We start from the raw sequence: 20467 nt of genomic DNA on the forward strand, positions 1-20467 counted from the left end.
GTTACGCGTTACTCACCCGTGCGCCACTAGGGTCCGAAGACCCTCGTTCGACTTGCATGTCTTAAGCACGCCGCCAGCGTTCACCCTGAGCCAGGATCAAACTCTCCAAAAAGTGGATTCAGTGCAGCTTCCAAAGAAGCTGTAATGATCAGTTTGTCCATGCAACAGGTCGCATGGTCGATTTGCGAACTTCCAAGGAAGTTCTTCATTTGGCGTCTCCGCCTTGCTTCAGTCTGGAGATCAGCATTCCTGCCAACCCGCTGAAATTGCCCTGTCAGGCAACCCTGTTCTCGTATGCTCTTCACTTTTCATGCGTCCCGCCTCTCTTGAGGCTCAGAAAGATTACAGGCCAAGCCTCCTTCTGTCAACCCCCTCCTGAATGTCTGCCAAAGGTGCACATCGCCAAAATCAGAAAACGCCGTATAGCACGCCCTTTTTGTGTGTCACGCCGAATCTGACTCGACCCTCTACGAATCTCTTATGCTCCAGAGATGGAACTGACAGGCAGTTGGACGGACATCTACGGCAGCGTGCGGGCAAGTTTTGAGGGACGGGCAGGCGGGCAAGTGTGGTTGGTCGCGGCTCCAGCCGATCAAGCGGCAGCCGTGCCAGACACTCTTCAGGCGGTAGACGGCAAGGGCCGCGCAGAACTGCTGGTGCATGAAGGCGTCACGCCTCTGTTGGCCGCCATCACAGAACTGAAGCCCTATGGCGTATTGGTCGTGGCGCAACAGCACCTCTCGGGAGGGCCAGCCGTTACTGTTTTGGCGCAGGAAATAGAAGCAGACGGCGTCAGCTACCGCGAAGGAGCCTCTTTTCCAGCCTGGGTCAGTGCCTTGGGAAGCAGCGGGCAGCAGGGCGTGAGCGAGGCTGCCAGCGCCGCAGCCAGTGCGGGCCTTCCAGTGGTGGTGGCGACAGCCGCAGAGGTCGGCAGAATGCTGGAAGACTGGATGGACCACACACCGCATGGCCGTTAAGTACTTCGATACTCGCTCTGCTTCACAGCTTTGCAAGTCCGCTCAGTTCATCCAGAGATAAACTTCGACCTCCTTAAAAGCAATCCCGGCCCGCCTCTCCTCTGCCCGCTGCACCTACACTCCTGAGGTGATGGCCCCCGTTCCCACCCCTACCGCCCCCGATTCCACCATTCGGCATCTCTATGTGCATGTGCCGTTTTGCCCCAGCATTTGCCCGTACTGCGATTTTCATGTCCTGACCCGGCGGGCAGGGTTGGTGGAAGCCTATCTGGAGCGCATAGAAACCGAGGCGGCAGAGCTGGCGGCCCGCTACGACGTAGATCTGGATACGGTGTATCTGGGCGGCGGCACCCCCAGTTTTCTGCGCGACTCGGAAATCACGGCGTTGGTGGGCAGCGTGCGGCGGCATCTGGGCTGGGGACGGCTGGAAAATACGCTGGAGATCAATCCGGGCACGGTCAGTACTGAACGGGCGGCGCTGTGGCGCGGGCTGGGTATAGACCGGGCCTCAGTGGGGGTGCAGAGCCTCGACGACGCCACCCTGCGTTTTCTGGGCCGCACCCACGATTCGGCGCAGGCCAGGGCTGCCGTGAGTACGCTGATCGACGCAGGCTTCCGGGTCAGCGGCGACCTGATCACCGCCGTGCCGGGGCAACCGCTGGAGGCCGATATTGATGGACTGGTGGCGCTGGGAGTGGGTCACATCAGCGCCTATACCCTGACCATCGAACCCGGCACCGAGTTTGCCCGCCGGGGCGTGACCGTGGAGGAAGACGACGAGCGAGCAGGCTTTGAGCGCACCGAAGAACTCCTGACCGCGCACGGCTTTGACCGCTACGAGATCAGCAACTATGCGCGGCCCGGTCAGCAGTCGCGGCACAATCTGGCCTACTGGGGCAACCGCTTTTATCTGGGGCTGGGGCCGGGTGCAGCGGGCCATTACCCGGTGTCAGGCACACCCGCAGGGCAGGAGGCAGGACTATTGGGCCAGCGCCGCACCAATCTGCATCTGCACGAGTGGCTGACCGGTGCAGCGGGCGAAACACAGGCCATAGACGCCGAAGAGTACGTGACCGACGCGCTGTTCATGGGCCTGCGGGTACGGCAGGGCATCAGCCTGGGCGACCTGACGCGCCGTAGCGGGCTGAACGTGGCCGAACACTACGCCGCCCCCTTGAAGGCCAACCTGACGCGGGGGCTGTTGGCACTGGAAGGCGACACGCTGCGGGCCACGCCGCAGGGCTGGTGGGCACTGAACCGCGTGATCACAGATTTTTTGGAGGAATAGACCACTTCAAGTCTGGTCGGAACAGGAATCGCGAGGCCAGAAAGTGGGTGAAGTGCCCAGAACCATAACGTTCCGGGCACTTCACCCACTGACCACTCACCACTGACTACCTACAGTTTTTTACGCCCCGTATTTGTTCAGTTTCAGCGCGTTCGCCATCAGGAGCGGCATGATGTCGGTGCCACGGCGAAGGCCAAGGCTACCCCGGCCCGCTTCCTCTTCGGTGTAACGGGTGGCATGGTCTTTGCGGCCATAGTCGCTGTGAATCAGCAGGGGTACGGGGTGCCAGGAGTGGCTGGCGAGTTTGCTGGGCGTGGAGTGGTCGCCCACGATGCACAGCACGTCAGGATTCAGGGCCAGCAGTTGGGGCAGCAGCGCGTCAAAGAGTTCGATCTTTTTGACCTTGGCGGCAAAATCGCCGTCTTCGCCCGTGGAATCGGTCTTTTTGACGTGGAAGTAGAAGAAATCGTATTTGCCCCAGTTCTCGGTGAGGGCGGCCACTTTGCCTTCCAGGGCGTCTTCGTGGCCCTCTACGGGCAGCACATCCATGCCCACGAGGCTGGCAAGGCCCTTGTACATCGGGTAGCTGGCAATACAGGCGGCCCGCAACTGGTAGGCCGCGTCGAAGGAAGGGAAGTGGGGCACGTCGCTATAACCACGGAACAGCACGCCGTTGACCTGCGGTTCGGCGCTCAGGGCAGCCTCGGCGCGGGTCACGAAAGCGTTGACCAGTGCAGCGGTTTTGGCGCTGGCCTCGTCGTGGGCCACTGCTGTCATGGGCTGCACACCCGTGTCCTGAGGGTCTACATCGCTGATATTGGCCCCCAGAGCCACGCCGCCCACCGCCCGGAACACCACCACGAAACGGTGTTCGGATTCGGTATAGATCTCGACGGGCGTGCCATCGATTTCGGCAATGGTTTCACGCAGCTTGGCGACGATCTCGGCGTTCTTTTCGTCGCTGGGGCGTCCGGCGCGGCGGTCATCCACGATTCGGCCCGCGCCCAGAGTGGCGAAGTTACCGCGCACGGCCACATCACCCGCGCCCAGCTTGACGCCGATGCCCACGGCACTCAGTGCGCCGCGCCCCACCACGTAATGCAGCGGGTCGTATCCGAACAGGCTGAGGTGGCCGGGGCCGCTGCCGGGGGTGATGCCCGCGCCCACCAGTTCGGCCAGCCCAAGCTGCGAGGCCGCCGCCAGCGCATCCAGATTCGGCGTTTTGGCGGTGGCCAGTTCGGTGTCGCCGCCCGGAGTCATGGGCAGGCCGCCCACGCCGTCCAGCACCACCATCAGGATTTTGCTGTCGGTTTTCTTTGCCAGCCCGCGCACGGTATCCAGAAGATCGCTCATGCCAGAAAGTGTAGCCCTTACACCCTCAGGGGGCGGTCAGGGGTCTAGGGGAAGGACTTTAATCGTTCGGGCCGCAATTATTCAGGCCGCACAAACTGCCCCTGCTCATCCAGCGCCGGGTAAGCTTCGCCGCGCTCGCGGTAGCCCGCTGCAAGGTCGGGGTAGCCCCATTCAAAGGCAATCCGGGCCAGTTCATCAGGCGCAAGCTGGGGCGTGTCGTACATTCCGGCAGCCAACCTCTGGCGCTGGGCTTCAAACAGGATGGTCGCCGCTGCCACCGACACGTTCAGGCTCTGCACCATGCCGAACATCGGAATGATGATGTTGCCGTCTGCCGCATCTGCCGCCGCATCCGACACGCCCCATTTTTCTGCACCCAACAGCACGCAGGTGGGCCGGGTGTAATCGGGGGTTCGGTAGTCCACGCTGCGCTGGCTGAGGTGCGTGGCAAGCACCTGTACGCCCTGCGCCTGCAAGTCACGCACCGCGCTCACGGCATCGGCATGGGGCTGCACCTTCACCCATTTGTGGGCGCTGCCCGAGGTGGCCTCGTAGGCACTGGAACCGAAAGTGGGCATCTCGCCACTTTTGGGGGGCACGGCGTGGGCGGTCAGCACGCCTACTGCGTCGCAGGTCCGCAGGATGGCGCTGAAGTTGTGGGGCTTGTTGACCTCGTCCATCAGGACGCTGAGGGTCGGCTGGCGCTTGCCCAGCACCCGCATGATTTTTTGAAAGCGCTCGGGCGTCATAAGGAATCAGGGTAACCCACCGGGGCACGGTATTCACTCCACGGTAGTCACTCCGCAGCATTCACGACACGGCGTTCTTCAGGCCCAGCGCCGCGCATAGACTTCGATGTCAAATTTGCGTTTCAGACCGCCCGCATTCATGTAGCGCACCGTGCCGAAGATCGGGCGGCGTGCCCAGGGGCGGTCATGCAGACCGAACACCCAGCTGATGCCCGCATAGCTGTTGGCGTTGCGGCCATCCTGCTCATAGCGGTTGTTGAGGAAAATCAGGTGGGCGTGCGCTTCTTGCGGCGTGGCCGTCCACTCCAACACCTTTTTGCCCCAGTACATCCGCATGTAGTTATGCATCCGCCCGGTTCTGACCATCTCGTTCTGGGCGGCGTTCCAGTAGGGATCGTGGGTTTCGGCTTGCTCCAGCTGGTCGCGGGTATACAGGACTTCGCGCCTGTCTCCGGCGTGTTCTTCCAGCGTTCTTTTGGCCCAGTCGGGCAGGCCATCGTAGGTGTCGTAGTGCGGGTTGTAGTGGCAGAGATTGAAACTCAGTTCGCGCCGCACGATCAATTCTTCCAGAAAGGTATCGGCCCCCGGCCCACCCTGCTCGCGTGCGGCCAGCGCAGCCGTGAGGGGCGAGAGTTGCCCGTAGTGCAAGAAGGCGCTGAGGCGGCTGCTGCCGTCCTGCGTGGGGTCGTTGCGGGTATCGGCGTACCCCGCGAGTTGCTGGCCCATAAAGGCCCTCAGGCGGGTCAGGGCGGCCACCTCTCCACCTGCCTCGCGGCCTGCGCCCACGCTGAAATCCAGCGGCAGGGTTTTTACAGTTGCCGCAGGGTCAGAGACATCCAAGGTAGGCAGATCGAGATCGGTGGGCCAGTCCTGCGCCGCACGCTTTAGCTCCTGCGTTTCTAGCGGAACAAAATAATCATGCCAGAGGCGGTGAATCTTGGGCCGGATGGTGCGGGCGGCGTACTCCTGCTTGGGGCTGGTGGTTTCTACAGGAATCAGGGCCTCGGATTCCACCTGCACCAGCGGCACGCTCAGGCGCTCTGCCAGGGTTTTGCGCCACACCCGCTGAATTCGCAGATACCCCCGGTCAGTGACCACAAGCGCCGCACCTGCCGAGGCCGCCAGGACCACCTCGGGCGGAGAGCCGAGGCGCACTCTGAAGGGAATGCCGCGTGCCGCCAGCCCCGCCGTGAGGTCGCGCAGACCTTCCAGCAAAAACTGGTAGTGGCGGGCATTGGCTTCCGGAAAGCTGGGGGTGAGACCGAACACGGCGGCCAGAGGAAGCCCGAGTCGGTTGGCCTCCCGAACCGCGTATTCCAGGGCGTGATTGTCGGTGACGCGCACGCTGGCCTGCACCCACAGCAGCACAAACCCGCCCCGGCTGTCCGGCTGGCCCGCCCGAAGTTGCTGCACCCGAGAAGCTTGAATCATGCGCCGATTGTGCCGTGAAGAGGCCGAGATTGATGGTGGGGAATCGTGCGGGGAAGATATGCAGACCCGTGAAGCAAATGCCTTGGGTTGATGAACAGCATCAACACCCTGGTCTTCCTGATGAAGAAGCAACAAACACTGCCGCCCAAGTCTGTGTGAGGCCGTCGTCCGCGCAGCGGGCGGGCCAATTCCAACGTTAAGACGACGGGCAATTCCGCTTCAGATGAGCGAGAAAGCCGAGTCTGAACGCGACAAGATCACTCCTGCCGAGCGCAGCGACCACTCCCCTGACCCCTTTGGGGGCGGGGGCTGGGGGGTGGGGGAAAATTGGCAGCAGACCCAGAAACTAATATTCAGCCCCCAGGTAACCGCCGAACCGGAAGCTGCACCCACCCGCGCCGAGACACCCACCGCAGCGCAATGATGACCAGCGCTCCGGCCAGCTGTGCCTGAAAAGGCGTGACATACGGATACAACAGCAGCACGGCCAACGCGCCCAGCGCCGCAGCCGTGGCATACAGCTGGTCGCGCCGGTACATCACTTCCGGCACCTCATTGGCAATCAGGTCACGGATGATGCCGCCGCCCACACCGCTGAGCATTCCCACGAAGATCACGCCCAATGGCCCCAACCCGAAATTGATAGCCCCAATAGCGCCTGAAGCGGCGAACAGGGCCAGCCCCGCCGTATCGAAAATACTGAGGGTACGCTCGAAGCGGGCCAACCGTTCTCCGAAGGCGAAGGCCAATCCTGAGCCTGCCAGGGCCACCCACAGGTAGGTTTCGTCGCGTAGAAAGAGGGGCGGCGTCTGGCCCGTCAGGGTGTCGCGGATTGCCCCGCCGCCCACTGCCGTGACGCAGCCCAGCACGACCACTCCAAACAGATCGAAGCGTTTGCGGATGCCCAGCAGCGCCCCCGACATGCTGAAGGCCAGGATGCCCAGCAAATCCAGCAGGCGCAGGCCCAGTGCCAGCGTGATGGGCGGAATCAGTTCATGCACGCCCTGCACTCTATCTCTGGACTCTGTCTGTGCCGCCCGGCCCCTCTGCACTGCACCGGAACGCGCCCCACCACACAGGCGAAGGCCAATGCTGTCCTGCACCCCAAACCCTCAGCAGGCGCGGCGTGCTATACTCCCGCCTGTTGTCTCGCCCGCCCGATGTTGGCTGCGCCCTCACAGCGCACCAGCACGCAAGCACCCCGGCGGGCAGAGCGCGCCCCGGCGGGAAACGCCGAGCGGCCCAAGGAGAACCCAGCATGGCCAAGCACCCCGTTCCCAAGAAGAAGACCAGCAAGAGCAAACGCGATATGCGCCGCAGCCACCACGCACTCGTGGCCCCCAACCTCAACGCCTGCCCCCACTGCCACGCCAAGAAACTGAGCCATCACATCTGCCCCAGCTGCGGATACTACGATGGTCGTCAAGTTCTGGCTGTCTAAGGTCAGACTTCAGAAGGTAAATGCCCCCCAGTTCGGGGGGTTTTTGCTGTTTAGAGGGAGCAGAATTAGGACTGCGGGTCATGAATGGCAGGGGATGAAGGACAGACAGCCGCGCTGCTTCTCCCCTCCTGCCTCTGGATCGTCAGGGGAAGCGTTACAGCCATCAATGTTTACAGTGGCTTAAAGCTCAAGCTCATCGCCTAAAACTGCCTGCCCCTCACACCCGCAAATCTTCTTCTTCGGTCAGGAAATCCACCGCGCCCGAGCCGATTTCGTAGAAGGCCCCGATCACGCGGATTCGGCCCGACTGTTCTGCGGCGGCGATGTATGGCGTGTGCCGCAGCATATCGGCCTGATAGCGCACGTTGTTCAGGACCGCCTCGCGCATCCGGGCTTTTTTGTCCCGAATGGGCGGCATCTGGCTTACACACGGCTGGATTTTTTCGATCAGTCGGCGCAGATGCTCTGGTTCCTGGGCCACCTGCTGCGGAGGCAACAGGGCCGCCGCGACCGCGCCGCAGCCCTCATGCCCCAGCACCATGATCAGCTGAATATCCAGATGCTTGATGGCGTATTCCAGCGTGCCGAGGCCCGATTCGCCCACCACATTGCCCGCCACCCGAATCACGAACAGTTGGCCTAACCCCTGATCGAACACCAGTTCGACGGGCACGCGGCTGTCACTGCAGGCCAGAATGGCGGCGTAGGGCGTCTGACGCATGATCTGGGCGCGGCGCTGGTTGGCCCCCACATCCGGGTTGCCGCCCTGCCCCGAAAAAAAGCGGGAGTTACCGTCCTTGAGGGCCTGAATTGCTGCTTCTGGCGTCTGAACATCAGCCTGCTTGAGGCCAGCGATGTCTTCCATGCTGGCCCCCCGGCGCACGGCGTCCAGAATGCGGCGCTCCAGGTCGGTAGGAAGGTCGGTGGGGAGAGGATCGCTCACGCCTTCTATCCTAAATGGGGCGGGCTGCACCGGGTTCATCACCACTGGGTTGATAAACACTGGGTTCACAACCCGCACCGAAGTTGCTGGGTTGTACCCCGTTCAGGCAAAATTGGCCGTTATGCTGGGCAGCATGATGGACATGCTCGACCCCACCCAAGAACCGACGCTGGCCGAATTGCTGGAACGGTACGCCATGTTGCGTGACACCATGCTGGGACTGGAAGCCGAAAAAGAAGCGTTGGGCGCACAGATCAAGGCAGCGCTGCAAACGGGTGAGCAGGCCGAAACCGACCTGTACCGGGCCACCCTCAAGGTTTCGCGGCGGGTGGAATACCCTCTGGAACGCTTCCGGGAGGTGTTCGGAGACGCGGCGACGCTGGAAGCCGCCACCATCGACCGCAAGAAGGCCGAAGCGCTGGCACAGGCGGGCGACCTCGACAAAGACGCGCTGCGGAATTTGAGCGTGGTGAAAGAAACGCAGGCGCTGGTCTTGCAGCCCAAAACGCGCTGACCGGATACGCTGCGCCCAGCGCACTTGATGGAGATGCAGGATTATCTGCGGATGACATACCCGGCGCAGGCTTTAGCCCATGAGCGAGTCTGTTTCCTCAGGATTGGCCCGGCTCCATGTACTGCTCGACCCTACCCTTCCTGCCTATCAGCAATGGCCGACTGAGGCTCTGATCTGGACTCGGGCCAGTCAGTGGGCCTCCTGCACAGAGACGGGCAACACACCAATAGGACGCACAGAAACAGGCAGCACAGAGACGGAAATGAAGCGGCGGCAGGAGGCCAGAAGCCTGCGCTCCGACCTCGCGCCCACGCCCCGCTAAGTCTCCTAACTTCCGCGCCCGGTCCTCCCCCAAGCGGGCCTGTAATGCTCATCTCAGGTCAGATGAGAGCGGAGGCGTATTCTGCTGAGCGTATGAACGCCGCCGCCCAAGTCAAGACCTACCTCGACCTCGTGAAATTTGAGCACACGGTGTTTGCTCTGCCGTTTGCCTACGCGGGGATGCTGCTGGCAAGTCTGGCGGCTAATGGGACGGGGTGGCCGGGCTGGAGCGTGCTGATCTGGGTCACGGTGGCAATGGCGGCGGCCCGCACAGCGGCGATGGGAGCCAACCGGGTCATCGACCGTTTTATAGATGCCAAGAACCCGCGCACAGCAGGCCGCGAAGTGCCCAGCGGCAAAATTACGCCCGGCCAGGCCTGGACGCTAGTGGTGGTCAGCCTGGTGGTCATGGCGTTCGCGGCGGCGCAGCTTAATCCCCTGTGCTTGGTGCTAATGCCGTTGGCGGTCGTGTTCCTGATCGGTTACCCCTACACCAAGCGCTTTACCTGGCTGTGCCATGCGTGGTTGGGCATCACCGACGGCGCGGCGGCAGCGGGCGGCTGGATTGCCGTCACGGGCCATTTCGCTCCTCCCGCGTGGCTGCTGTGGGCGGTGGTCATCTTCTGGATGATCGGGCTGGACGTGATCTACGCCACGATGGATTACGACTTCGACCGCCGCAACAACGTCAAGAGCATTCCTGTGCGCTTCGGTATTCCGCAGGCCCTCAAGATTGCAGCGGGCAGCCACGCCCTCACCTTTTTGCTGCTGCTGGCGGTCGGCGCGGCAGTGCAGGCCAGCGGGTGGTATTACCTCGCGGCGGTGGCGATGGGCGGCATCTTGCTGTACGAACACCGCATCGTGAATCCCGACGACCTGACCCGCGCCAACGTGGCCTTTTTCGACGCGAATATGTGGCTGGCCCTGACGATGTTGGCGGGCGTGATCGTGGATGTGATATGGCGCACGGTCAACGGTTGAGGGGTCAACGGGTCAATATCCCGCACGATATTCGGGCCGCCTTTGCCGACGGCGAGGAACGCCACGCCCTGACGCTGCTGCTGCGCGAGCGCGACCTTTACCCGGCGGGATCACGGGCCTGGGCCGAACTGGAGCGCCTGAGCGGGCTGGTCATGATTCATATGCTGCGGGAAGTGGAAGGAACATTTGCTCTGGAAAGGGCCGATACGCTGCTAGATGCCCTCCCCGATGGCACGCCCCCAGTGCGGCGTGAAGAGCGCCCGACGTTGGCATGGTTGGAAACGGAAGGCGAAGGCTGACGAACAGCCCGGCGGCCCGCTAGACTCCGGCCAATGTCCGTCCTCCTCTCATTGCTGCCCACTCCGGATACCGCGTGACGCTGGAAAGTTCTGAAACCGAGTTTGCCTCGCGCTACGCGGGGTGGGCAGCGGTAGGTCAGGTCTACCCACAACGGGAAGGCAGCCCCCTGATAGAGTTTTCATCGGGTGGGCGCGTGCTGTACCTGTTTGACCGCAGCGGCCCATACGCGGTGCGGCCCGGCCCCGCCAAACTGGTGGTTCACGGCATTCTCGATCTGAGCGCCACCGAGGTCCGCACGGAACCTGCAGACCGCCGTGAAGAGTTGACCGTCATCGGTATCTCGGGACTGGAAGGTGTGGGTGAAGTGCTGGACGTGTCGCGCCGCTCCTGGGTTGTACGTGCACGTCTCCCGCTGGTGCTCTCCAGTTTCACGACCCTCCCCGAGGTGCGGCCCGGAGATTGGGTAGGCTTCCGCACGCTCCCGCTCCTGCACGGTTTCGCCATAGAACAGGGTTTCGCCTCCAATAACCGACCCACCTGAAATCGGCAGGGTATTCGGTTGACTCTGAGCCATTCCCCCGGATCTGAAGTGGTTCTTTAGAATTTCCTGAACCTTCGGGTGGGTCGGAATCTCCTCTCAGGTCCCAGAGGATACACGCAGGAGGCATTTTTCACAGATTCGCTGTGATCAGGCACTTCCAGCCATGCTTCTCCAGGTTGTCGGGTCGGTAGAGAGAACTCAAAGGCGATGAGCTTTGGCAGCTCCTTCCTGACAAAACTCTAAGAATGAGAGAGGTGAAAGGCCAATGGGCTTTACGTGAGCCAAAGGTTCAGGCATCATCAACCTATTCCCATGCCTCCCGATCTGTTGCTTCCCCTCCCGGCACAGCCCACGCCTTCACAGCTGGCCTGCCTAGTTATGGTGGATCTGGTAGGAAGCACACGTCTAGCGCACCAATTGCCGCTGGATCATTACATGGCGTTGATGGCCGAATTCGTTCAGATTCTCATCCTGAGTTTTGAGGCCCTGGGTGGACAGGTACTGCAACATCAGGGTGATGCGGTGCTGGCGTTGTGGAATGAGGCACAGGTGAGTGCAGGTATCACCGCAGCCCTGGAAGCGCATGAACGATCGGCGCGTCTGTCGTTGGCGACCATGTTGGGCGTTCGTCTTCAGGTACGCAGTGGTGTAGCGGTAGGTCAGGTCATCACAGGGATGGTCGGCGGTCAGCCCAGTGCCTACGGCCTGCCTGTCAATTATGCGTGTCGCCTGTGCAGCGCAGCCGAAGTCGGTGAAACGTTGGTCTGCGGCACAGCCAGGCAGTTGGCACCTCTTCCGCAGGTAAATTACCTGTCACGTCGCCTCCCCACCCTGCGTGGATTTGGCAACGAGTGTCTGGCGTTTACGGCCCAGCTCAGACCCGGGGCACAGCAGCCGCCGAACAGCCACATGAAAACTGGTTAAGCACACGGCTCGGCTTCTCATGAGAACGCTCCATAGACTGACCCTATGGAACGCAAGCCGCTGGTTCTCGTGATTGAAGATGAGAAAGACATCGCCCGCTTTATCGAGCTGGAACTCGCCGCCGAAGGCTACGCTACAGAAGTTGCTTTCGACGGCGTGACTGGCCTGTCAAAATTCCGTGAAGTCAACCCCGATCTCGTGATTCTGGACCTGATGCTGCCTGTGCTGGACGGCCTTGAAGTGGCCCGCCGCATTCGCAAGACCAGCAATACCCCCATCATTATTCTGACCGCCAAAGACGGCATTCAGGACAAGGTAGAGGGCCTCGACAGCGGCGCAGACGACTACCTGATCAAGCCCTTTTCGATTGAGGAACTTCTGGCCCGTGTGCGTGCCCACCTGCGCCGTGTCAACCCCGCTGTCACCGGAGAAGTCCGCGTGGCCGATCTGGTCATGAACCTGGATGGCCGCGAAATCTTCCGGGGTGGACGGCGCGTGGAACTGAGTGCCAAAGAATTCGAGTTGTTGGAACTGCTGGCCCGCAACCCCGGCAAGGTCTTCAGCCGCTTCGAAATAGAGGAAAAGGTCTGGCCGGAATATACGGGCGGCAGCAACGTGGTAGACGTGTATATCGGCTACCTACGCCGCAAGCTGGAGGAGGGTGGAGAGCGCCGCCTGATTCATACGGTGCGCGGTGTGGGTTACGTGCTGCGCGAAGAATAAGCCTCACCTAAGGGCGCGGTAGAGTGGAGGGCGTGATGTGTTTCCCCTCTGCTCGCCGCATTGCCTTTTGGTGGACGGCGTGACCCTGCGCTGGCGCTTGACGCTGTTCTATACGGCCCTACTGGCCGTTTTGCTGACGGGCGTGGCTCTGGCAACCCTGCTGATGATGAGAACCAACCTGATCAGCGGAATGGACAGAGAACTTCAGGACACCTACCGTCAGTTCACCAAGATTTACAGCCAGATCGAACTGGAATCGGCAGAAACGACCACTGGAGAGGCGAGCGGGGCGGGCGTATTGCTGCGCCCTGCCCGCTACTTTTTCCCCAATTCGGCCATTCAGATCGAGCAGCTCGCCTTCTACGATCAGGACAGCCTGACTGGAGAATTTGCGCAGGCCACCTCACCGCAGGCCCGCGCCCAACTGCTGACCATCATCCGCACGCTGGCCGATGGCACCCGCCAGAGCGTGGGTGTGGACCCCAGCTCTCCCATTCGTCTGTCGGATGCCGAGTTGATTACTCTGATCAGTTCTCCCGGACGGCAGATGATCCTCACGCGGCAGGTCAAGGAGCAATTCCGCGACCCGGTGTCCATGCGGGTATTGGTCACGCTGGCCCCTGTGCTGCTAGAAAACAACCCCTTTGGGAGCACCCGCGAAACCTTTGCCATCACCTACGTGGGCCGCAACCTCTCCACGCTGACCTTCACGCTGGCGCAGCTTCAGAGCGTGATCCTGCTGCTGTTTCTGGCCGGTCTCGTGACGGCGGGTGCGGGTTCTTACCTGCTGGCCGGGCAGGCCATGCGACCCTTACGCTTGGTCCAGCGGGCTGCCGAGCGCATTGGGGGCCAGAACCTTGCTGAACGTGTGCCCGAACCCGCCACAGGCGATGAGGTGCAGTCGTTGGCACAGGCGCTGAATGCCATGCTGGGGCGTCTGGAAAGCTCCTTTGAGGCCCAGCGCCGCTTCACTTCGGATGCCAGCCACGAACTGAGAACCCCGGTGACGGCCATCAGCGGGCACGCCAGCTACCTGTTGCGGCGCACCAGCCCCACCGGTCAGCAGCAGGAAAGCCTGAATATCATTCGCAGCGAATCCGAACGCCTGACCAACCTGATCGCCAGCCTGCTGCAACTCGCCCGCTCCGACAGCGGCGCACTGACCCTGACCCACCAGCCGATCCTGTCAAGCCTCTTTCTGGCCGATGTGGCCCGCGAACTCGCTCCTCTGGCACAGGCACAGAACACGGTGCTGACCGCCACAGGCGAGGACGTGCCCTTCGAGGGCGACCCAGACCGCATGAAACAGGTCATCATCAATCTGGTGGGCAACGCGCTGAAGGCAGGCGCGACCACCATCACCCTGGAAAGCACGCCGCAGGAAATGCCCGCAGGGAAGCCCAAAGAAGTGCGCCTGAGCGTGCGCGACGATGGCCCCGGCATTGCCCCCGAACATCTGCAACGCCTGTTTGACCGCTTTTACCGGGTCGAAGACAGCCGCAGCCGCGATCAGGGCGGCGCGGGCCTGGGCCTCAGCATCGCCAAGGGCATCGTGGACGCGCACGGCGGGCGCATCTGGATCGAAAGTGAGGTGGGTGTGGGCACGGTGGCGCATGTGCAGTTGCCCATCGGGAACGTGCCTGATCTGAGTGAAGAAGACGTGCCTTAAAACCGTGAGTGTGGAACGTGGATCGTGGTAAAAGCCTGACCACGATCCACGTTCTAACTTCCACGATCTATCCGATCATCAGCGCATTCAGTTCTTCCATCAATTCTTCGCCCTCGGCAATCGTGCGGGCCACCACGAAAATGGTGTCCTCCCCAGCAATCGTTCCCACGATGTCATCGCGGCGCAGGCGGTCCAGCAGCAGGGCGACCCCGGTGGCATGGCCGTCGGCGGTGCGGATGACCAGTATATTTTCGCCCCGGTCTACGTCGTGCACGAAGTTCTGGAAGAGGCGGGCCAGCTCTTCTTCGACATTGCCGTGTCCCGCGACCTGCGCCAGGGCGTAGCGGTGACGGCCCTTGCCGATGGGCAGGCGCACCAGCCGAAGTTCGTTGATATCGCGGCTGACGGTGGCCTGAGTGACATGCACGCCGTCAGCCCGCAGCCGCGCAACGAGGTCGGCCTGCGTGGACACACTTTCGCGGGCGATGATGTCCTGAATGCGCTTCTGGCGCTGATCCTTGCTGAGCACCCTGCAATAGTATGCAGAATGGATGAATAATGCAACAGACAGCTAGTGGTGAGTGGTTAGTGGTGAGTGGGAAAAGATTTTGACTGCCTGACTCTCACCGCTTCGTCGAGCAGTTTGCGGGCGACTTCGCGTTTGCTCATGCGGGGCCAGTCTTCAGAGGTGGCGTCGGGGCGTACCAGCGTCACCTGATTGTCGTCTCCGCCGAAGCTCGTGCCCTCGCGGGTGGGGTAATTCAGCAGAATAAAATCTGCATTCTTGCGCTGGGCTTTGAGGGCCGCCCGCTCCACGCCCGCGTGGGTTTCCATCGCAAAGCCGACCAGCACGCGCTGGGGGTGGTTGGGCTGATCGGCCCCGAGTCCAGCCAGAATATCGGGATTGGGCGTGAGGTGAACGGTTACGTCGCCCGCGACTTTGGCCTGCTTTTCGCCGGATTGCTGGGCGGCGCGGTAATCGGCAATCGCCGCCGTCATGACCACCATTCCGGCGCTCTGGGCGACCTCGTCCACGGCGGCCTTCATCTCCAGCGCCGTTTCTATTCGCACCACGCGCACGCCTGTGGGGTCAGGCAGGGTGACTGGCCCCGTGACCAGGGTGACTTCTGCGCCGCGTGACTGGGCCTCCTGCGCCACCGCAAAGCCCATCTTGCCGCTGCTGGGGTTGGAGATAAAGCGCACCGGGTCGAGGTATTCGCGGGTGGGGCCAGCCGAAACGACCACCCGCACGCCCGCGAGGTCCTGAGCTACGGGCGGCGTCAGCAGGGCCAGAACCGCCGCCGCGATGTCCTCGGGTTCGGCCATCCGTCCCAGCCCTGTACCCTCTCCCCTCGAACCAAATGCGCCGACCTCTGGCCCCAGAAACTGATGACCCCAGCCGCGCAGGGTCTCGGCATTGGCCTGCACCGCCGGATGCAACCACATGCGCTCGTTCATGGCCGGAACCCACAGCACCGGGCCGCGCACACTGAGCAGGGTGGCCGAGGCGAGGTCGGCCCCGTGCCCGCCCGCTGCCCGCGCCAGCAGGTCAGCGGAGGCCCCCACGATCACCACCGCATCGGCCCGCGCCAGGGTGAGGTGCTGGGCGTCTGGGCGCGACTCGAACCACGTTTCATCGGTGGCGACGGCGGTATCGGCGGCAGTGGACAGACTCAGGGGCGTAATAAATTCGAGGGCTGCACGGGTGGCGATGACCTGCACCTGCGCCCCACGCTCGCGCAGACGCCGCAGCACCGACGGAGCCTTGACCGCTGCCATGCTGCCCCCCACGATGACCAGTACGGTGGGCGGGTTCAGCACAGAAAGATCGGCATTCACAGCCGCAGTTTAGAGGATGCGGTAGCCGCTGGGCTGGCCTTTCACAGGTTTGCCATTCACCAATTTCAGGCGTCAATGCCCCGCGTCCGGCTGGACGGGTCAGAGGGACTGTTGGCGGGCGGGGGAACGCTAGACTACGGCCATGACGAATCAGGGTTCTTCCGGCATGGATTTTGACGTGTTGGTGATCGGCGCTGGCCCCGGCGGCTATCACGCGGCCATCCGCGCCGCGCAGCTTGGCCTGCGGGTGGCGTGCGCCGAGCGCGAAGCAGTGGGCGGCGTGTGTCTGAACGTGGGCTGTATTCCCACCAAAGCCCTGCTACACGCGGGCGAGCAGATCGCCGCCGCCCGCCACGCCGCCGACTTTGGCCTGACCTTTGGCGAGCAGAAGATGGATATTGCCAAGCTGAACGGCTGGAAAGACGGCATCGTGAAAAAGCTGACGGGCGGCGTGGGTGCCCTGTTCAAGGCCAATAAAATTACGCATCTGGTGGGGGAAGCCAGCTTTGTGGATGCCCATACCGTCAAGGTGGGAGACAAGACCTACACGGCGGGCAGCTTTATTATTGCCACGGGCAGCGAACCCGCCAAACTGCCGGGGCTGGACGTGAATCAGGTAGATATCGTGGATTCCACGGGCGCTCTGGTGATGCCCGACCCCGTGCCCGCCCGGATGCTGTGCGTGGGCGGCGGCGTGATCGGCTTCGAGTTCTCGCATGTGTACAACAACATGGGTAGCGCGGTAAAAGTCATCGAATTTTTGCCCAACGTGATTCCGGGGGCCGATGCCGACGCCGTCAAGGAATTTGCCAAGTCCATGACCAAGCAGGGCATCAAGATCGAGACGCAGACCAAGGCCAACAAAGCCGAGAAAAAGGCCGACGGCATTCATGTGGAACTCGAAAGCGTGAAGACGGGCGAGAAGCGCACCGAAGTCTTTGACCGTGTGCTGGTGGCCGTGGGTCGCCGCCCGCGCACCGATGGCCTGAACGTGGCCGCCGCTGGCGTGAACGTGACTGACCGGGGCTTTATTCCCGCCGACCAGCAGCAGCGCACCAACATTCCCCACATCTACTCGGTGGGCGACGTGGCCGGAAACCCCATGCTGGCGCACAAGGCCATGAAAGAAGGTCTGGTGGCCGCCGAAGTGATCGCCGGAAAACCCGCCGCGCAGGACGCCGTAGCCATTCCCGGCGTGGTGTACACCAGCCCCGAACTGGCGTGGGTGGGCCTGACCGAGCAGGAAGCCAAAGACAAGGGCTACAAGGTCAAAACCGGTACCTTCCCCCTGAGTGCGTCGGGCCGCGCCATGACCCTCCAGCAGACCGACGGCTTTGTGAAAATGGTCGTCGAGGCCGACACAGATCTGCTGCTGGGCGTGCATATCGTGGGGCCTCACGCTTCCGACCTACTGGGCGAGGCGGGACTGGCGCTGGAAATGGCCGCCACCGCCACCGACATCGCCCTGACCATCCACGCGCACCCCACCCTGGGCGAAAGCGTGCTGGAAGCGGCGGAAGCGGTGCACAAGCAGGCCATCCACATCATGAACCGCTGAGATTCGGCAGAACAGCAGAGGCGTCAGAGTGCATCTGGCGCTTTTGCCTGTCGCGGCGGCCTTGCTATACTCTGCGGCGCTGCACACTGGTGCCGCATCCCCCTGGACTCCCCCTTCCTGCACTCGTAGCTCAGATGGATAGAGCGGCCCCCTCCTAAGGGGCAGGCCACTGGTTCGACTCCAGTCGAGTGCGCCACGTCCAGCACGAAGGAGACCCCCGACCTCAACTCGGGGGTTTTCCGTTCATGTTCATGATGGTGAGCCTTTACGTGCCCTCAAGGCTCTTTAAGCCAACTGCTATCTGGCCTTGAACTGGGGCAGGAATGCTGGGCACATGAAACCCCTCACGCCACGCCGACACGGAATCGTTGACTACGCTTCCTGCGCCCTCATGTTGGCTGCACCGTCGCTGTTGGGCCTGAACCCGGCTGCCCGCCGCACTTCCGCCCTGTTTTCCGGGTCCTATCTGCTGGTCACGGCACTGACCGATTTTCCGCTGGGGGTGCGGCGCATGATTCCCTTTCCGGTGCATGGCAAGATTGAACTGGCCAGTGCCCCGGCCCTCCTTGCGCTGCCTGCCCTGTTGGGTGGCCTGAGCGGCACCAGAGAGAAAGCCTATTTTGCCGGACTGGTGGCCACTGTCCTGACTGCTTACAGCCTGACGGAGTGGGACGCCAACCCGGATATCTGACAAAGGAGACGCTAAAAGCCAAAGCTGTTTTCCGAACAAGGCAGTCCTGCCCGTATCCTGAGGCCATGACCTCTGGACTGAATGTGCTGGCGCGAATTGCTCAGGCGGAGGCCGACGGCTTGCGTGCCTATGCACAGGCTGAGGCTACCTTTGGCCCCATCACCGCCATTTTTTCGGGAACAGGGTTGCCAGTCAACGTCGCCACCCTCGCGCCCGGCAGCACCCCGACCGCCGAAGATTTTCGGTCCGCTGCCGACTTTTTTGAATTACACGGTGTGAACGCCAGCGTACAGGCCTTCAGCGACGTCAATACAAGCACGCTGAAAGCATTGGCCGAGGCAGGTTTCGCCCTGACTCAGATCCTGCATGTGTATCTACACCCACTGGACCCGTTGCCCAACTTGTCTGCGCTTACCGTGCAGGACGCGCCGCCCGAATTGTGGGCAGATGTGGCTTCTCGCGCCTTTGGGCCAGGCAGCGAGGACATCATGCGAGTGAATGCCGACCTGCCAGACCGAACGCTGTTGATGGCGTGGCTGAATGGTCAACCCGCCGGAGTGGGTCTGATGGAAATAAAACGTGATGTGGCCCTGTTGTTCAGCGGAGCCACTCTGCCAGAGCAGCGCAACCGGGGAGTGCAACCGGCGTTGCTGGCGGCCCGCCTGAACAGAGCCGCGCAGCGTGGAGCAGATCTTGCCAGCGTGTGCGTCACGCCCGGTTCGGGCAGCGAACGCAACGTGAGCCGCGCCGGATTTGTCCAGTGCGGCTCACGCCTACGCTTTGAGAAGATTCAACGGTGAAGCTGAAGCCGGAAATCAGTTCAGCTTGATCTGCCAGTCGGTGACGGCGGCATACGGCAGAAAACCCAATTGCACGTTGATCGCCAGCATGGCGGCGTTGACGTTGGCATTGTTGGTGCGAATAAAGCGCGTGCCGGGACAATGGGCGGGCAACTCGCGCAGGGCGGCAGCCTTGAGCCATTTGCCCAGGCCCGTGCCCCGGTACTGTGGCCGCACCGCCGTTGCCCCCTGATAGGCGATGCTGGCCCGCTGCGGATGCCAGAACAGTTGGGTATATCCGGCCAGCGTACCTGTGGTCTGATCTTCGGCGGCCAGGGTCAGGCCTACTTCCCCGTCTTTGGACATCATCTCTTCCCAGCCGCGGATCATTTCGGGCGTGATTGTCCAGTCGTCTACGTCCAGATCCCCTCTGGGCGCGTTGTTCATCACGCCCATCAGATCGGCGGCGCGGGTGAGATATTCGTCTGGCAGGACTGTCCAGATGTGCAGGCGGTAGGGGTCCGATTCGGGGCGGGCACACCAGCGATCAAGCAATTCTGCACTGACCTCATCCACAACCAGCTGACTCTGCCGCATGGGCAGGGCCGGTTCTCCGCCCAGGCGCTCGGCAAAGGGTTGGGCGGCAGGCACGCGGTCAGAGGTACTGAACGTGACGACTCGCCGCCCATGTTGGCGGGCCTGCTGCTCCAGTGTGGCGGCCAGAGCGCGGCCCACTCCTGCACGTCGGTGCTGTGGATGAACCATGATATTGGCGTGTGCCATGTGCAGATTCTGCGTCAGGCTGAATTCCAGTTTGGCCCAGCCGATCATCTGCTCGCCGCGCCGCACCATAAAGGGCAAGACCAGTTCATCGGGTAGATGGTCGCCCAGAGTGGCGGCAACTTTTTCCTTCACGAGCGGCGGGTCTTCGGGGTAGGCCAGCGCGTGGCAGGCCAAAATCAGTTCGGCCACGGCCAGCCGTTCCTGCGGGGAAGCCGCCGATTTGTCGAATGCTTCTACTTGTACGCTTGTTGCGGTCATGCCCCAGTGTGTGCCCAAAGAATCAGGAACACATCTGCAAAGTGGCGGATTCTGAAACAACATGTGCAGTACGGCGGGTCAGTAAACTCAGTTAATCTGTCTTCATGAAGCGCCTGCTCTTTCCCATCACGGCCTGCCTGGGCCTCTTGACGGCCTGCCCTCGCCCGCCTGAAATCCTGAAGATTCCAGATGGAGAGGCCGCGCTGCACGGCGAGTGGCGCGGAATGCTGACACCGTCTGTGAGCTATGACAACCTTACGCGTAGCGACTCAGTGCTCTACGTGAACCGGAGCGAGGGAGGACAATTCTTCGGGTTCTACCAGTTACAGCCGCCCCGAAACGATTCGGCGTTATTGGCGATTGACAGTCAGACCGGACAAGTGCTGAAGCAGATTCCGTGGAGA

At 62.2% G+C, this 20467-nt stretch carries 23 protein-coding genes, 1 tRNA gene and 1 rRNA gene; 16 read left to right on the top strand and 9 right to left on the bottom strand.

Going from position 1 to position 20467, the window contains the following annotated elements; translation table 11 throughout:
* Positions 1-112 (bottom strand): 16S ribosomal RNA (locus F561_RS0122675); the annotation flags it as partial.
* Between the two features lie 379 nt (positions 113-491).
* On the opposite strand from F561_RS0122675, the gene F561_RS0122680 reads away from it, so the two are divergent.
* The gene (locus tag F561_RS0122680; protein WP_019012257.1) at positions 492-977 is read left to right on the top strand and encodes a hypothetical protein; all 486 of its coding nucleotides are present in this window, start codon (positions 492-494) and stop codon (positions 975-977) included.
* A gap of 130 nt (positions 978-1107) precedes the next feature.
* The gene (hemW, locus tag F561_RS0122685; protein ID WP_019012258.1) at positions 1108-2265 is read left to right on the top strand and encodes a radical SAM family heme chaperone HemW; all 1158 of its coding nucleotides are present in this window, start codon (positions 1108-1110) and stop codon (positions 2263-2265) included.
* A 120-nt stretch (positions 2266-2385) separates the two neighbouring features.
* Here the strand turns inward: hemW and F561_RS0122690 are convergent, their stop codons facing one another.
* From F561_RS0122690 to F561_RS0122705, 4 genes are all read right to left on the bottom strand, one after another.
* On the bottom strand, positions 2386-3618 hold the full coding sequence (locus F561_RS0122690) for a 2,3-bisphosphoglycerate-independent phosphoglycerate mutase (RefSeq protein ID WP_019012259.1): 1233 nt from the start codon (positions 3616-3618) through the stop codon (positions 2386-2388).
* A 77-nt stretch (positions 3619-3695) separates the two neighbouring features.
* Positions 3696-4367, bottom strand: coding sequence for a tRNA (guanosine(18)-2'-O)-methyltransferase TrmH (gene trmH / locus F561_RS0122695; RefSeq protein WP_019012260.1), 672 nt, complete (start codon positions 4365-4367; stop codon positions 3696-3698).
* A 78-nt stretch (positions 4368-4445) separates the two neighbouring features.
* Positions 4446-5798, bottom strand: coding sequence for a deoxyribodipyrimidine photo-lyase (locus tag F561_RS0122700; RefSeq protein ID WP_026299157.1), 1353 nt, complete (start codon positions 5796-5798; stop codon positions 4446-4448).
* A gap of 353 nt (positions 5799-6151) precedes the next feature.
* Positions 6152-6799 carry a trimeric intracellular cation channel family protein gene (locus F561_RS0122705; protein WP_026299158.1) on the bottom strand — a complete coding sequence of 216 codons (648 nt, stop codon included), beginning with the start codon at positions 6797-6799 and terminating at the stop codon, positions 6152-6154.
* A 257-nt stretch (positions 6800-7056) separates the two neighbouring features.
* Between F561_RS0122705 and rpmF the strand changes: the two genes are divergently transcribed.
* Positions 7057-7239, top strand: coding sequence for a 50S ribosomal protein L32 (gene rpmF / locus F561_RS0122710; RefSeq protein ID WP_019012263.1), 183 nt, complete (start codon positions 7057-7059; stop codon positions 7237-7239).
* A gap of 217 nt (positions 7240-7456) precedes the next feature.
* On the opposite strand, the gene F561_RS0122720 is transcribed toward rpmF, so the two are convergent.
* The gene (locus F561_RS0122720) at positions 7457-8221 is read right to left on the bottom strand and encodes a carbonic anhydrase (protein WP_051097048.1); all 765 of its coding nucleotides are present in this window, start codon (positions 8219-8221) and stop codon (positions 7457-7459) included.
* Between the two features lie 103 nt (positions 8222-8324).
* Here F561_RS0122720 and F561_RS0122725 point away from each other — a divergent pair, with 103 nt between their 5' ends.
* The 8 genes from F561_RS0122725 to F561_RS0122755 all read left to right on the top strand — a co-directional run bounded on the left by F561_RS0122725 (position 8325) and on the right by F561_RS0122755 (position 14155).
* Positions 8325-8696, top strand: coding sequence for a hypothetical protein (locus F561_RS0122725; protein ID WP_040381749.1), 372 nt, complete (start codon positions 8325-8327; stop codon positions 8694-8696).
* Positions 8697-8775: 79 nt separating this feature from the next.
* Positions 8776-9018 (top strand): hypothetical protein, encoded by a 243-nt coding sequence (locus F561_RS29280; protein ID WP_157452114.1) that lies wholly within the window; start codon positions 8776-8778, stop codon positions 9016-9018.
* 92 nt (positions 9019-9110) lie between these two features.
* Positions 9111-9998, top strand: coding sequence for a menaquinone biosynthesis prenyltransferase MqnP (gene mqnP, locus F561_RS0122730; RefSeq protein ID WP_019012267.1), 888 nt, complete (start codon positions 9111-9113; stop codon positions 9996-9998).
* Positions 9977-10297: a hypothetical protein gene (locus F561_RS0122735; protein ID WP_019012268.1), complete on the top strand. Its 321-nt coding sequence runs from the start codon at positions 9977-9979 to the stop codon at positions 10295-10297. Before mqnP ends, F561_RS0122735 begins: the two co-directional genes overlap by 22 nt.
* Before the next feature lie 74 nt (positions 10298-10371).
* Positions 10372-10839, top strand: a complete 468-nt coding sequence (locus F561_RS26540) for a hypothetical protein (protein ID WP_019012269.1) — start codon at positions 10372-10374, stop codon at positions 10837-10839.
* A gap of 312 nt (positions 10840-11151) precedes the next feature.
* Positions 11152-11763, top strand: a complete 612-nt coding sequence (locus tag F561_RS0122745; protein WP_019012270.1) for an adenylate/guanylate cyclase domain-containing protein — start codon at positions 11152-11154, stop codon at positions 11761-11763.
* A 45-nt stretch (positions 11764-11808) separates the two neighbouring features.
* Positions 11809-12486 (top strand): response regulator transcription factor, encoded by a 678-nt coding sequence (locus F561_RS0122750; protein WP_010887388.1) that lies wholly within the window; start codon positions 11809-11811, stop codon positions 12484-12486.
* Between the two features lie 67 nt (positions 12487-12553).
* On the top strand, positions 12554-14155 hold the full coding sequence (locus F561_RS0122755; RefSeq protein ID WP_019012271.1) for a sensor histidine kinase: 1602 nt from the start codon (positions 12554-12556) through the stop codon (positions 14153-14155).
* A gap of 67 nt (positions 14156-14222) precedes the next feature.
* Here the strand turns inward: F561_RS0122755 and argR are convergent, their stop codons facing one another.
* Complete coding sequence (gene argR / locus F561_RS0122760) at positions 14223-14684, bottom strand: arginine repressor (protein WP_019012272.1); 462 nt, start codon at positions 14682-14684, stop codon at positions 14223-14225.
* Between the two features lie 56 nt (positions 14685-14740).
* Positions 14741-15994: a bifunctional phosphopantothenoylcysteine decarboxylase/phosphopantothenate--cysteine ligase CoaBC gene (gene coaBC, locus F561_RS0122765; protein WP_019012273.1), complete on the bottom strand. Its 1254-nt coding sequence runs from the start codon at positions 15992-15994 to the stop codon at positions 14741-14743.
* A gap of 166 nt (positions 15995-16160) precedes the next feature.
* Here coaBC and lpdA point away from each other — a divergent pair, with 166 nt between their 5' ends.
* The 4 genes from lpdA (at position 16161) to F561_RS0122785 (ending at position 19043) form a co-directional block, all read left to right on the top strand.
* The gene (lpdA, locus tag F561_RS0122770; RefSeq protein WP_019012274.1) at positions 16161-17552 is read left to right on the top strand and encodes a dihydrolipoyl dehydrogenase; all 1392 of its coding nucleotides are present in this window, start codon (positions 16161-16163) and stop codon (positions 17550-17552) included.
* A gap of 119 nt (positions 17553-17671) precedes the next feature.
* Positions 17672-17748: transfer RNA gene (locus tag F561_RS0122775), tRNA-Arg, on the top strand.
* 195 nt (positions 17749-17943) lie between these two features.
* Positions 17944-18243: a hypothetical protein gene (locus F561_RS0122780; protein ID WP_245556615.1), complete on the top strand. Its 300-nt coding sequence runs from the start codon at positions 17944-17946 to the stop codon at positions 18241-18243.
* A 65-nt stretch (positions 18244-18308) separates the two neighbouring features.
* Positions 18309-19043 (top strand): GNAT family N-acetyltransferase, encoded by a 735-nt coding sequence (locus F561_RS0122785; protein ID WP_019012276.1) that lies wholly within the window; start codon positions 18309-18311, stop codon positions 19041-19043.
* 15 nt (positions 19044-19058) lie between these two features.
* Here the strand turns inward: F561_RS0122785 and F561_RS0122790 are convergent, their stop codons facing one another.
* Positions 19059-20063, bottom strand: a complete 1005-nt coding sequence (locus tag F561_RS0122790; RefSeq protein WP_040381755.1) for a GNAT family N-acetyltransferase — start codon at positions 20061-20063, stop codon at positions 19059-19061.
* A 104-nt stretch (positions 20064-20167) separates the two neighbouring features.
* On the opposite strand from F561_RS0122790, the gene F561_RS0122795 reads away from it, so the two are divergent.
* Positions 20168-20467: hypothetical protein (locus tag F561_RS0122795; protein WP_026299161.1), on the top strand; the 300-nt coding region annotated here is incomplete at its 3' end.

The organism is Deinococcus aquatilis DSM 23025 (genome assembly GCF_000378445.1).
GTDB classification, from domain to species: Bacteria; Deinococcota; Deinococci; order Deinococcales; family Deinococcaceae; genus Deinococcus; species Deinococcus aquatilis.